The organism is Mucilaginibacter endophyticus (genome assembly GCF_003351025.1).
Classification (GTDB): Bacteria; Bacteroidota; Bacteroidia; order Sphingobacteriales; family Sphingobacteriaceae; genus Mucilaginibacter; species Mucilaginibacter endophyticus.
This window is the reverse complement of record NZ_QPCG01000001.1, coordinates 437,947-451,724: the sequence shown is the minus strand read 5'-3', so window position 1 is coordinate 451,724 and position 13,778 is coordinate 437,947. Positions and strand designations below refer to the sequence as shown.

Sequence of the window (13,778 nt, the reverse complement as noted above, 5' to 3'; positions counted from 1 at the left end):
AGACAATTCCGAAATCCATCTAACCTCTAATCTCCAATCACTAACCTCCCTACTCCGTTTTCAAACTTTTTACAGGGTTCATAGATGCAGCTTTTATACTTTGATAACTTACTGTAAGCAGCGTAATCGCGATGGCGCCTATTGCCGTAAGCCCGAAGATCCACCAGGATAATTCGGCCTGGTACTTATAATCCTTCAACCAGCCTTCCATAAAATAGTAGGCTGTAGGTATAGCGAACAATAAAGAGATACTCACCAATACCACAAACTCTTTCGACATTAGCTGCCAAAGGCTGAAAACAGACGCGCCCAGTACCTTGCGTACCCCAATTTCTTTAGTGCGCTGTTCGGCCATGAACGATGCCATGCCAAATAAGCCCATACAACTGATAAAAATAGCCAGCAGTGTGAAAAAACCGGCCAGTTTGCCTATGCGCTCTTCATTAGTGAATTTACGGGCATATTCCTCGTCGGTAAATTTATATTCAAACGGACTTCCGGGAGCGTACTGTTTAAAAACCGGTTCTATTTTGGCAATAGCCTCGTGCGCGCTCATTTTTGGGTTTAAGCGGATATCTACAAGCCCGCCCGGGTCATTATCCAGCAAAAATATCGACGACTTGACCGGCTCGTACGGCGATGACATCACCATATCCTTTACTACACCTATGATCTTAAATTTTTTTCCCCAGTCTATTGTTTCACCTACCGCATGCTTAAAATTCATAAAACGGGCGGCAGTTTCATTTACAATCATGCTTGATGAATCGCCCAATCTGTTGCGTTCAAAATCGCGGCCTTCAACCAACTTCCACTGAGCAACCTTTCCAAACTCCGGACTAAGCGTTATCGTAGCGAAGTCGTCCTGTAAGCCGGCAGGTTTACCACGCCAGTTTAGTCCGCTATTGTTTGAATACACAGCAGTAAGCGGACTACCCGACTCGGCAATTTCAATGATAGCCCCCGATTTAAGCAGATCGTTCCTTACGGCTTCAAAATGTTTATGAATTTCATCGGTGCGCATATCTATCTGTACCAACCCGGTACGCTCATAACCGATAGGCCTGTTCTTGGTGTACTGCACCTGCCTGAAAACAATGATTGTACCTATGATAAGCGTAACTGATACGGCAAACTGCAGTACCACCAGTACCTTACGGGGTATAGCGGCGTAACGGCCGGCCTTAAAAGTACCCTTAAGTACTTTAACAGGCTGGAATGACGACAGATAGAACGCCGGGTAACTGCCCGCTGTTAAGCCGGTAGTGATACTGAAGCCTAATCCAAGCAGCCAAAAAATAGCGCTGCCCCAAAGTATATGCATAGTTTTGTCGGCAACGGTATTGAACCATGATAGCGTAAGCTGAGCAAGCAAAATCGAAATAAGAAAAGCAAACAGCGCCAATATTACCGACTCAATAAAAAACTGGCTAATGAGTCGGCTCCTTAATGATCCAACCGTTTTACGGATGCCTACTTCTTTAGCCCGCTTTTCGCTGCGGGCGGTGCTCAGGTTCATGAAGTTAATACAGGCCAGCATTAATACAAATACACCTATGATGCCAAACATCCACACAAATTTGATATCTCCTCCGGTATTAAAACCATCTTTAAACTCAGAGTGCAGATGCCATTTACTCATTGGGTGCAGGAATACTACCGGTTTAAAGCTGGCCCCTACATCGTCTCCCTGGGCTTTGATAGCATGCAATTTAAGGTCTTTGATCTCGGCAGAAACTTTAGCGGCGTCAACACCGGGTTTCAGCTGTGCGAATATTTGCCAGGAGTTATTGCCCCAACGTGTTTCAGCTCGTTTTAACCACGGCGCGGTGGTCATGTATAAATCCCACGGAGCTATAAAACCCAGCTCGCGAAATTCTGAGTTGTGCCGCATGTCTTCATAAACACCGGTTACTTTAACATTCCATACGTTATCAATTTTGATGGTTTTAAGCATCGGATCGGTATCTCCAAACAAAGCCTTAGCCAATGAAGCTGAAAGTAAAACAGACGATGGATCTTTCAAACCCTCACGTGTGCCCCTCAGCATTTTTAACGTAAGCATATTGGGCGCTTCGGCTTGCATATAACTTCCGTCCTTAGTAAGCTTTTTCTCACCATAGGCCATAATGTGTCCGAAATTCCAGGAAGAAAGCACCACGTATTTAAAATCGTGTTTATAATCATCCCTTAACTTATAACCCAGGGGTATAGGCATGGCCGTTTGAGACCCTGTTACACCGTTAAAAGTCTGGTTTTGCCAAACCTGAACTATCCGGTCATAGTTGTCGAAGTTTTTATTGTACGATAACTCATCCCAGATCCAAAGGCCAATGAGCATAGCAACAGCCATCCCCACCGAAAGGCCCGTAATATTAATAAGCGTATGCGCCTTGTTCTTAACAAGATTTCGCCACGCAACGGTTAAATAGTTTTTAAACATGATATTATATCATTAGGTCATTTACTGCGTGTCATTCGGTCATTTTTTGCTTGTCAAATTTGATAGCGCCAGGCAAATGACTCAATGACGCAAAGCAAATGGTACAATGACATATCTATTATTCACTCCTCAAATTCTTCACCGGATTAGCCAGTGCCGCTTTTATGGCATGATAGCTCACGGTTAGCAATGTGATTACTATAGCACCCACACCCGATGCCCCGAAGATCCACCAGGTTATGGTTGATCGGTATTCATACCTGTGCAGCCAGTTGTTCATGTAGTAATAAGCAACCGGTATAGCGATAAACAACGATATGGTAACCAGCACCACAAATTCCGTCGAAAGCAAACGCCACAGGTTAGCTACCGATGCACCAAGTACCTTACGCACGCCTATTTCCTTAATACGCTGCTCGGCTACAAATGAGGCCAGGCCAAACAAACCAAGGCATGATATAAATATAGCCAGCACCGCGAAAATGGCAGCCAGGTTGCCTATGCGCTGCTCGTCCGAAAACTTGCTCGCATATTCATCGTCATTAAATTTAAAATTGAAGGGGCTGCCGGGATTATATTTTTTAAACGCAGGTTCTATCTTTTTCAATGCTTCCTGCATTGGCATAGTGGGTTTAACCCTCAGGGTTATAAAGTTAACCCAACCCGGAATCATCATAAATATGGAGGCTACAGGTTTGTTATAGGGCGATTCCATGATCATGTCCTTAACAACTCCGGTAACCAAATGAGGCCTACCTCCCCATTTGATCACCTTGCCTATCGGGTTTTTAATGCCTGTCATTTTTACTGCCGACTCGTTCATAATAAAGCCGCCGGTATCCGTAGGAAAACTTCTTGAAAAATCACGGCCCTGGATAATTTTCCAGCCTATGGTATTTCCATAATCATAGGTTACCGCAATTGATGCAAAGGTGGGTTCAAACTTAGGATCTTTACCTTCCCATTCAAAACCGCCGTTGCGTGCCCAGATCTCATTAGTTGTGCTGTTAGATTCGGCCATGTCTTCAACCGCTCCTGTTTGGATCAGGTCGTTACGCATTGCTTCATAGTGCCCGTAAATTTCGGGGGTATTCATATCGATAGTCAACAGTCCCGCGCGTGAATAACCCACAGGCCGGTTTTTAGCATACTGGATCTGCCTGAAAACAACAATGGTGCCGATGATGAGCATTATTGAAACCGTAAACTGTACCACCACCAATACTTTCCGGGGCATTGAGGCTAAACGGCCAACCTTGAATGTGCCTTTTAATACTTTCACAGGCTCGAATGACGATAGATAAAAGGCAGGATAACTTCCTGCAATGATCCCTGTAAACAACGTAAAACTTAAAAGCATCAGCCAAAACCATACATTACCCCAGGGTAGCGCTATCTGCTTATCAGCGATGTGATTGAATGACGGCAACGCTATCAAAACTATTCCGAAGGTAACTACCAATGCCAGGCAGGAAAACATGACAGATTCACTCAGGAACTGATTAATTAGCTGTGAACGTAATGAACCGATAGATTTCCGGATGCCAACTTCTTTCGCCCGCTTTTCACTGCGGGCTGTGCTTAGGTTCATAAAATTGATACAAGCCAGCAGCAATACAAACACCCCGATAATACCGAACAGCCAAACCATTTCGATAAGGCCGCCTACGGGTTTCCTATTCTTAAATTCGCTGTATAAATGCCACTTGCTCATGGGATGAACCTGTATAGTTTCATCAAAAGGCTTAAAATGCGCTTTGGTAACGTTGCGTATTTTGGCCGAAACTTTATCAAAGTCAGCATTATCTGCCAGTTGAACATACAACGAACAGCCGTGGTTATCCCAGGCAGCGGTTTGTGTACTCCACCAGTTGTCTTTGTTAAAAAAAGGCATCAGGAACCTTGTTTCGTAAAACGAAGTATTACGTGGCAGGTCTTCATAAACGCCGATAACTTTAAGGTTTGTTTTATTATCAGCCTTAATGGTTTTGTTTAGCGGGTCGGCATCACCAAAAAGTGACTTGGCTACCGATTGTGAAATGATCATTGACGATGGATCTTTAAAATCGGTATAACCGCCCTTAACCATTTTCAGTGCCAGCATTGCCGGCATACCCGCTTCGGCCCAGCCACCGGTTTGTGTTATTTTTTTATCACCTACAGCGAGGATATGCGCCCCCGGCCAGAAAAGAGAAATATGTTTAAAATCGCTGCCATAGCGAGTACGCAAATCGGCACTCAAGGGTACCACGGTTGACCGGAAGGTTATCACATCGTCATTACCCTTCTGGCTCGTCATGATCTGCCCTACGCGATCATAGGTGCTGTGGTATTTATCAAACGACAGCTCATCCCAAACCCAGAGACCGATAAGCATGGCCACCGCCATCCCTACCGATAAACCCGCAATGTTAATAAAGGCATGCACCTTGTTTTTAACAATATTGCGGAACGCGATTTTAAGGTAATTTTTTAACATGGTTTTCAGTTCATTGGTTCACTTGTTCATTAGTTCATTGGTGGCCTATCACTCATGTCATTGCGAGCGCAGCGTGGCAACCGCACGGAAGCAGCGCCGCTCTGTATAGTATGCGATTGCTTCATGCCTTCCAATGACATTATTTATTATTTCTCAACTCCGAAATCGAACGTCCGAAATCCGAAATCAATCTACTCCGCCTTCAAACTCTTCACCGGGTTCATTCTTGCCGCTCTGACGGCTTGCGAGCTTACCGTGATAAGCGCTATTACCAATGCCAGCACACCGGCCAGGGCAAACATCCACCAGCTTATGCTTACCCGGTATTCAAAGGCCTGCAGCCATTTGCTCATACCCCACCAGGCAATTGGAGTGGCTATTACAAGTGCTATCAGTACCAGCTTTACAAAATCTTTTGATAACAGCTGTACAATACCGGTTACGCTGGCTCCAAGTACTTTGCGTACGCCAATCTCTTTGCTGCGCTGCTCGGCACTGAAGGCTGCCAGGCCAAACAAACCAAGACAAGAAATTACGATAGCCATCAGCGTAAAGGTGTTGATGATTTGCGAAAGGGTAACCTCACTCTCATATTGCTTTTGTACTTCGGCATCTAAAAATGAATATTCAAATGGAGCATCGGCAATGTCTTTTCGCCACAGGGCTTCCATTTTGTCAAGCATCGATTTATAGTTTTTGCTACTGGTTGATACCACCATTACATTAAACTGCCGCGGATCGTTCCGGTAAACCAACATAAATGGCTTTACTTCCATATGCAGGGAGTTGTAATTAAAATCTTTCATTACACCGGCCACCTCAACAAAACTTACCGGATCCGGCGCATATTGGGTATAAAGCCGGGTGCCGGGTGCGGCGTCAGGTTTTATTCCTAATCGTTTGCACAAAGTTTGATTGATAAGCACGCGGGTTGTATCGCCAATACGAAAATCTCTGCCTGCAATTATTTTAATGCCGTTTGCTTTGGCAAAAAACTCGTCAGTATTAATATTTTGCGCATCTGTTGCGGTAGCCATGTTGCCGCCTGCAGTATAAACCCCATGATCATGAGGTACAAACTGGCTTAGGTAATTATCGGCATTGCTTACAGTTTTAACCCCGGCCAGCTGCCTCAAATCGTTTGCAAAATTTTTCATTTTGCCTTGGGTGGTTTCGGTATAAAAATTAAATATCAGCTTTTGGTTTTGATCGAAACCCAGGTCTTTATTCTTCACGAAGTTAAGCTGGCTGTATATCACAATAATGCCTGCTATCAACACTATCGACAATACAAACTGGAATACCACCAATGATTTACGGATACCGGCAGCCGAAATATGATTGGTAAAATTCCCCTTGATCACCTTAATGGCTTTAAACGCCGACAGGTAAAAAGCCGGATAGCTACCAGCCACAAGGCCGGTAACCACCACCATACACACCAGCATTACCCAAAGTTTATAATTGGTAAAAAACGACAAGTGAATATCGGTATGGGTAATTTGGTTTAGATATGGTAGCAGTACTATCAGCAATGGCAGGGCTATAGCCACGCCAATGAGTGTGAGCATAAATGATTCGCCCAAAAATTGTTTCATCAAATCGCCCTGACCGGCACCTATTACCTTACGTACACCAACTTCCTTAGCCCGTTTTGATGCCCGTGCGGTTGAAAGGTTCATGAAATTAATACACGCCACCACTTGTATCAGCACGGCCACCAATATCATGATATACAAGAATGCCGGATCAAGCGTTTTGGTAGGTTCATGCTCAAGTCCTGGCGTTGTATGAATGATGGTTACCGGTTGCAGGTGCAATACCTTTTTCATGCCGAGCGTTTTCAGTTGATCGGCCCCGTATTTATTTAAAAAGTCGGGAAGCTTTTTTTCAAGCGCGGCAGCATTAGCATCCGGACGAAGTTTTACATAAGCGTACAAAAAGTTGTTGCCTGCCCAGGTTGTATTTTGCCTTACGTACTGACCTAAGCCACCACTGTTCATGGCTATGAACATACTCACCTTAATGTGCGACTGGCCTGCACTTTCATCTATTACCCCGGTAACCTTAAAATCATGCTTACCGAATGAATTATCAATAGAGATCATTTTCCCTACCGCGTTTTCACTGCCAAAAAGTTTATCGGCAACGGGTTTCTCCAATACAATGGTATAAGGCTCGGACAGTACTTTATTAGCATTACCGGCTACAAAATGGAAGTTGAACACATCAAAAAACGTAGAATCAACATAAGCGGCATTTTGCTGATAAAATGATTTTTCCTTGTAACGTAACAGGTGCTGCTTGGCGCCAAAACCTTCGGTAGTTACCAGGCGGGTATATTGCAATACCTCACCAAAATCGTTTTTCATGGCCAGTGTAATCGGCGGCGAGCTGGTGGCACTATTGTGTTTATCACCTGTTAGTTCAAGCGCGGTGGTAACGCGATAAATATCTTTAACATCCTTATGTTGCTTATCATAACTGTACTGATCCTGCACATACAGCAAAATGTAAAGGCAGCAAAGCGTACCCGTAGCCAAACCCACTATATTAATCAAACTAAAGGTTTTGTTTTTCAACAAAAACCGCCATGCCGTTTTTAAATAACTTTTTATCATTTTATTGGTTCAATGGTTCATTAGTTCACTTGTTCATTGGTGCTTGTCGCACAATTGTCTGAACTGGAATTTATAGAATTAAAGAATTAACAGAATGCTGAGCAAATTCTATAAATTCTTTAATTCGTTTAATTCAGGTTCAGACGCCTCTAACCACCTCTACTCCGTTTTCAAACTCTTTACCGGGTTCATTAACGCGGCTTTTATGCTTTGGTAACTTACTGTGGCCAGCGCTATCATGATAGCAGCTATGCCTGCAAGAGCAAACATCCACCACCTCAGCTCTACCCGGTAGGTGAAATCCTGCAGCCATTGGGTCATAGCGTAATACGCTATAGGCGTTGCTATTACAATGGCAATAAATACCAGTTTCACAAAATTCATGGACAGCATGGTAGTGATGTTTCCTATAGTAGCGCCCAGCACTTTACGGATACCTATTTCCTTGCTGCGCTGCTCGGCCATAAAGGCGGCTAAAGCAAACAAGCCAAGACAGGCTATGATGATAGCCAATACCGCGAAACTGGTAAAGATGCGTCCCATACGCTGTACATCGGCATACATGCTGGCAAAACGCTCATCCATAAAAGTATAGCGGATTGGCTGGTTGGGCGCAAATTGTTTCCAGGTGGCGGTAATCTGCGCGAGGGCGTTCTTCACATCACCTGCTTTTATTTTTACAGATACTATTGATTCGCTTGCTTCCAGGTGGAGTACCATAGGCTCGATACCATCACGCATGGATTCAAAATTAAAATCCTGCACTACGCCAATAATTGTTCTGCCAGCCCCGTAATTAACGATCTTTTTACCTATCGGATTTTTGAGCCCCAGTTTGCTCGCCATGGTTTGGTTAATGATCACGGCCTGTGAATCCGTTTTCATATCAGGATTAAAATCACGACCTGCCACCAGTTTAATGCCTAAAGTTTTCAGGTAATCATGATCAACATTCCAAAACTGACCGCCAACACCAGCTTCTGTTTTTTGCTTACCATCGTTAAAAAACTGGTTGCCATTGCGCTTGGTGCCTGATACAGGCAGGAAATCACTGATGGAAGCACTTTTAACTGTAGGCAGCTTTACAAGTTCATTCTTGAATGCCTTCACCTGGTTATCAAGCGTGTTGGTACCCTGTATCATCACTACCTGGTCTTTTTCAAAGCCTACCTTTTTATTAAGGATAAACTGCATCTGGTTATAAATAACCACTGTGCTGATAATGAGTATAATAGATGTTGTAAACTGAAAAACTACCAGCACATTCCTGAGGCCCGAGCTTTTGCTGCCGGTGCTTAGTTTGCCTTTCAGCACATCAGCTGGTTTAAAGCCCGACAGGTAAAACGCGGGATAAATGCCGGCCACAATACCAATCAGGAAAGCCGAAGCTAATACCACCGGAACCAGCCACCATTGTGCCCATGGCATATGCAGCGATTTGGATGCCAGAATATTAAAGTAAGGCAACATAACCCAGGCCAGTATTAAGCCTAAAACAAAAGAGAAAAAGCTATATAGTAATGATTCGGTAAGGAACTGCCTGATCAAGCCGCTCCGTTGCGAGCCAACTACTTTGCGCAAACCTACCTCCTTGGCCCTGTTGGCCGATTTGGCGGTTGAAAGGTTAATAAAATTGATACAGGCAATCACCAAAATAAAGCCGGCTACCGCGCCAAACAACCAGATAAACCTCATATCTCCGTGCGACATGCCATCATGAATATCATAAGAACGGAGATTGATATCCTGGATATTCTGCACCTTCAGGCTAAATATATCCATCACCTTGCTGGCGCGCTTATCGCCATTTTTAATCATGTTGGGCACATAGTAGTTTTTAAGAATATTGGTGCTTACCTTTTTTTCAAACTGTGCTATGTTAGTACCGGGTTTCAAGGCCATATAAATATGGTAGTTATTGGCGTCCCAGGTGGCTTGCTCACCATTCCAAAACTCAACTCCGGCAAGAGTCAACAAAAACTTAAACTCGTGCAGGTGCGAGTTTTGCGGCATATCCTGCATTACTGCCGATATTTTAAAAGGCCTGGTTTTGTTATTATTAAGGTAGATCACCTTCCCTATAGGGTTTTGGCCGGGAAAATATTTATCGGCCTTGCTTTTTGAGATAACGATACTCAAAGGCTCGGTTAAAGCGTGTTTAGGATCACCGTAAACCATGGGCACATTCAAAATGTCAATCAAGCCCTGATCAGCATAGGCAAAACCTTCCTCGTGCGTGTTATCAGCCTGATCTGCTCGCTTCAGTTCATTGCTGCCAGCACCCCAAAAAAGCGAATTAGGCATCAGGCGGCCCGATTTTTCCACCTCCGGAAAATCCTGTTTGATAACCTTACCCATAACCGAAGGCCAGTCGACACCTTTTTCGTGCGACCCGCCATCGTGATAATCGCCAATCAGACGATAAATATTATTGGCATTGGGATAACTTTTGTCAAAGCTTAGCTCATCACGAATGTACAGGGCTATTAAAAGACAGGCTGCAATACTAAACGCGAAACCACCAATTTTAATAGCGGTATACATCTTTTGCTTACGCAACTGCCTAAAAGCTACTTTCAGATAATTTTTGATCATGGCTGTACGGTTAAAAAACGGACTATATGGTTTTAATTCCCTATCGCTGTTAAAATTGGGCTTCCGGTGCACTTCCTGCTTAACCAGGGATGATGCTTTAACAGCGGGTTCAGGCGAGGCGTTCCCTTCAATATCTTTGATCTTTGCCTGGATCTTGCCAAATAAAGCTAAGCTACTATTCTCAAGCTTTTCTTCTCCATCATCCCACCATTTAGACATTAACTTTAGCTGACTGTGCAGTTCGGGATTTTCGGCCAATAAAGCGTTCAACTCGTGCAGCTCCTCATCGGAAGCTTCACGGGCCAACTTCTTTGAAGCCAGGTTCCAAACGTGGTCATCTAAGTTCATATCCCAAACAGGTTATCAGTTTATCAAAAGGCAGTACACAACTACAGTTACTAAATAAAACATGTGCCATTTATACAACTTATTAATTATCAAATATTTAAACAAAAACAAGTAGCATTACTGTACGAAAGCGTACATGCTGCGTCCGCTTTTATAACAACTGCACAGTTACCAGAGTTACAGGCTGTTAAAAAGCTTAAAGCATTACGCTCATTTACAACACATTTAAAGAGACGTTATTTTCTAAAAAAAGTAACATGTACCTACATACATACAAATAAAATTTATAGATTTGGAAAAACCTTTTACCGGTTAACCTAATTTTTCAAAATGGATTTTTTAAAAGCGATATACGATCATATTACAGGATTTTTTGGCTTAGGCGGATTATATGACATCGTCAAATCGGGCGATTATGGTAAACTGCTCACCTATGATGGCATCACAGCCTTATTGGGGCCCATGCTGCCTGTACTCCTGGTATTCGAGATCATTAGGGGCGCTTTTTATAAAAAATTCAAAGTGATCCATTATAAGATCTCATTTTGGACATACGTACTTAATGCTTTTGTTGGTAGCGTATTATCTATAGCCATGGTAGGCTTCTGCATTGGCTTTTTTTCGAGGTTCACGATATTTAAAACCTCGTTTACCTGGTACTGGTTCATTTACGGTTATATCGTGTGGGAATTCGCGCATTTCTGGTACCATTATCTTGCACATAAGGTAAGGATACTCTGGTGCCTGCATTCAACTCACCACGCGCCCGAAAGCATGAACCTTTCGGTTACCTTCGCGCACTTTTTCCTTGAAGCTCCTTATGCTGATCTCATCCGTACCAGCATTTGCATTTTACTGGGTGTAAACCCGCCAATGCTGTTTGTGATTATGTTTATAGATGGTTTCTGGGGATCAATGATCCATATCGGCGAAAACCTTATTGAAGATGGCCGGCTCGGTTTCCTGAATAAAATTGTACTTACGCCATCGCACCACAGGGTGCATCATGCGCGCAACCCATTATATATGGATACCAATTTTTGCAACCTCCTGCCTATATGGGACAAAGTATTCGGCACTTTCCAAAATGAAGACCGCAAAATCCCGATTGAATATGGCATCAGCCGCCCTATGATTAAAAACAGCTTTTTAGATGCCTACTTTGGCGAGATCATAGCGCTGGCTAAAGATGTGCGCAACGCCCCGGGTATCAAAAACAAGTTCCTGTATATTATTATGCCTCCCGGCTGGAGCCACACCGGCGATCATAAAATGACAACGGTAGTTAAAAAGGCCTACTTTGAATCTCTTGAGCCAAAAGACCATCAACAGGAAAAGAAAACTGTAGAGCAAGGTAAAAAAGAAGAAATGGTTTAGTTTAAAGGCTGAAAGCAGAATGCTTAAAGCCGAAAGCCAACACATTCAGTATTAATTTACAGCAACTTTTTTATTACTGGCCAAACGTTATCGGCTATAACCTTATAACCTTCGGCGTTTGGATGAAGCCTGTCGGGCAGGTTAAGGTGAGCTATACCGGCAACATCCTGTAAATAAAACGGGACAAAAGCCGTGTTATTTACTTCTGAAAGCCTTCGGAAAATGGCTTTAAACTGTGCAGCAAATGCACCGGGAATAAAAGCAGGAATTTCCATACCCATTAAGGCTATTTTAACATCAGGATGTCTTTGTTTAACCCTGTCAATTATGGTTTGCAGGTTATGCGCCGTAGTTTGGGGCGGGATTCCCCTAATGATATCATTAATACCCAGTTCCAACACAAATACAGCTACAGGCCGGTTAATCCAGTAGTCAAGTCTGTACAGGCCGCCTGAAGTAGTATCGCCGCTGAGCCCGCCATTAATTGTGTGATAAGCCAAACCCGCGGCATCAATTCTTTGCTGGATCAGCGCAGGTAATGATTCATTCTTTATATCTTTAAGGCCATAGCCTGCCGTAAGGCTATCGCCAAAGAATAATATATTGTGCATAAGCAGGGTAAGTTAACGCCTGCTGTTGTCCCTGAAATTTTGAGTGCGTACGGCAATTTGCTCTAAAGTAAGCTCACCGTATTTTTTAGCGCGATCTGCCCATTCAGGGGCATTGTCAACCAGGTTATCGATGATCGATTTACCGTCCGGTCCTTTTTTGGTTACGTAATTTATGCCGTAAGCAACTGCAGCACCTATAGCAAGAGTTTTGATAAAGCCCATTTGAATTTTCTTTTCTAATATATGACAATGATAATGCCAGTTTGTTACCCGGTATACTAAAAGCTTCTATATTTGAAGTACTTAAACACAATAGCCACAATATGTTTTTTATATTTTCAAAAGTGCTTTCATTTATAATGAACCTGCTTTTATGGGTATTTGCATTTTTACTGATAGCCCTTTTTTCAAAGAACGTAAAACGTAAACGGAAATTTTTGCTTATCGGTATTATTGCACTTTATATTTTCTCCAACCCGCTGGTAATTAACTTTGTAAGCTGGTGCTGGGATATCAGGGAAATAAATGTACCAGCCGGTAAAAAATATACTTGCGCTATTGTGCTGGGCGGTTTCAGCTCAGATGATGGCAACGGCGGAGGCTTTTTTAACGCTGCTGCAGATAGGTTTATTCAAGGCGTACGATTACAAAAAACCGGTCAGGTTAGTCATCTTTTGGTAACAGGAGGAAATGGTCTTTTGATGCCTTCAGCATTCAGGGAGGGCGATTGGACGAGGGAGCAACTGAGGGAAATGCAGGTACCCGACAGTTGTATACTCAGCGAATCCAAATCGCGTAACACCATCGAGAATGCTGCATTTTCAAAAGTAGTACTGCAACAGCACAAACTTAAAGGCCCCTATCTGTTGGTTACCTCGGCATTTCACATGCGCCGCTCCTTGATGATATTTAAAAAGCAGGGGGTTGATGTTATCGCGTACCCATGCAATTTTTCAAGCCGGAGATTTGCCGTATCATTCGATGACTTCCTGCCCAATGCCGGCGCCCTGGCCGGTTGGGGAACGTACATAAAAGAAGCCATCGGCTACGTGGTAACCCGCTATTTTAAATGATCAGCCGTGCTTTAGCTGACTGGATACAAGTATTTTAGGATCGCGCTTATTATGCTTATTCCAATTGGCAATATCAACCAAACCCGGCGGAGTTTGATAATGATCCGGATTGGCACCGCATCTCACTATAAATTTACCCTTGGCCTGTGCAATTACAGGTCTGCTGCCGCAAATGATGCAAGGCTCGCAAAAAATTGATACCTGAATTTTAATTGGTTTGCTCATAATTTA

Annotated in this window: 9 protein-coding genes; 2 read left to right on the top strand and 7 right to left on the bottom strand. The window is 43.4% G+C overall.

The window, feature by feature from the left end:
• Positions 1–49: 49 nt before the first annotated feature.
• From DUL71_RS01920 to DUL71_RS01905, 4 genes are all read right to left on the bottom strand, one after another.
• Positions 50–2,443, bottom strand: coding sequence for an ABC transporter permease (locus DUL71_RS01920; protein ID WP_114936493.1), 2,394 nt, complete (start codon positions 2,441–2,443; stop codon positions 50–52).
• 118 nt (positions 2,444–2,561) lie between these two features.
• Entirely contained in the window at positions 2,562–4,922 is a 2,361-nt protein-coding gene (locus DUL71_RS01915) for an ABC transporter permease (RefSeq protein WP_114936492.1), read from the bottom strand.
• A gap of 191 nt (positions 4,923–5,113) precedes the next feature.
• A complete protein-coding gene (locus DUL71_RS01910; protein ID WP_114936491.1) occupies positions 5,114–7,543 on the bottom strand; it encodes an FtsX-like permease family protein in 2,430 nt (809 codons plus the stop codon).
• A gap of 159 nt (positions 7,544–7,702) precedes the next feature.
• On the bottom strand, positions 7,703–10,486 hold the full coding sequence (locus DUL71_RS01905; protein ID WP_244228679.1) for an ABC transporter permease: 2,784 nt from the start codon (positions 10,484–10,486) through the stop codon (positions 7,703–7,705).
• Positions 10,487–10,816: 330 nt separating this feature from the next.
• On the opposite strand from DUL71_RS01905, the gene DUL71_RS01900 reads away from it, so the two are divergent.
• Positions 10,817–11,863, top strand: a complete 1,047-nt coding sequence (locus tag DUL71_RS01900; protein ID WP_114936490.1) for a sterol desaturase family protein — start codon at positions 10,817–10,819, stop codon at positions 11,861–11,863.
• A gap of 56 nt (positions 11,864–11,919) precedes the next feature.
• Here DUL71_RS01900 and DUL71_RS01895 read toward each other — a convergent pair whose 3' ends face one another.
• Positions 11,920–12,474 carry an arylesterase gene (locus tag DUL71_RS01895; protein WP_114936489.1) on the bottom strand — a complete coding sequence of 185 codons (555 nt, stop codon included), beginning with the start codon at positions 12,472–12,474 and terminating at the stop codon, positions 11,920–11,922.
• 12 nt (positions 12,475–12,486) lie between these two features.
• A complete protein-coding gene (locus tag DUL71_RS01890) occupies positions 12,487–12,696 on the bottom strand; it encodes a hypothetical protein (protein ID WP_091175047.1) in 210 nt (69 codons plus the stop codon).
• A gap of 101 nt (positions 12,697–12,797) precedes the next feature.
• Here DUL71_RS01890 and DUL71_RS01885 point away from each other — a divergent pair, with 101 nt between their 5' ends.
• Complete coding sequence (locus DUL71_RS01885; RefSeq protein WP_114936488.1) at positions 12,798–13,547, top strand: YdcF family protein; 750 nt, start codon at positions 12,798–12,800, stop codon at positions 13,545–13,547.
• Here DUL71_RS01885 and DUL71_RS01880 read toward each other — a convergent pair whose 3' ends face one another.
• Positions 13,548–13,772, bottom strand: coding sequence for a hypothetical protein (locus DUL71_RS01880; protein WP_114936487.1), 225 nt, complete (start codon positions 13,770–13,772; stop codon positions 13,548–13,550).
• Positions 13,773–13,778: the final 6 nt, after the last annotated feature.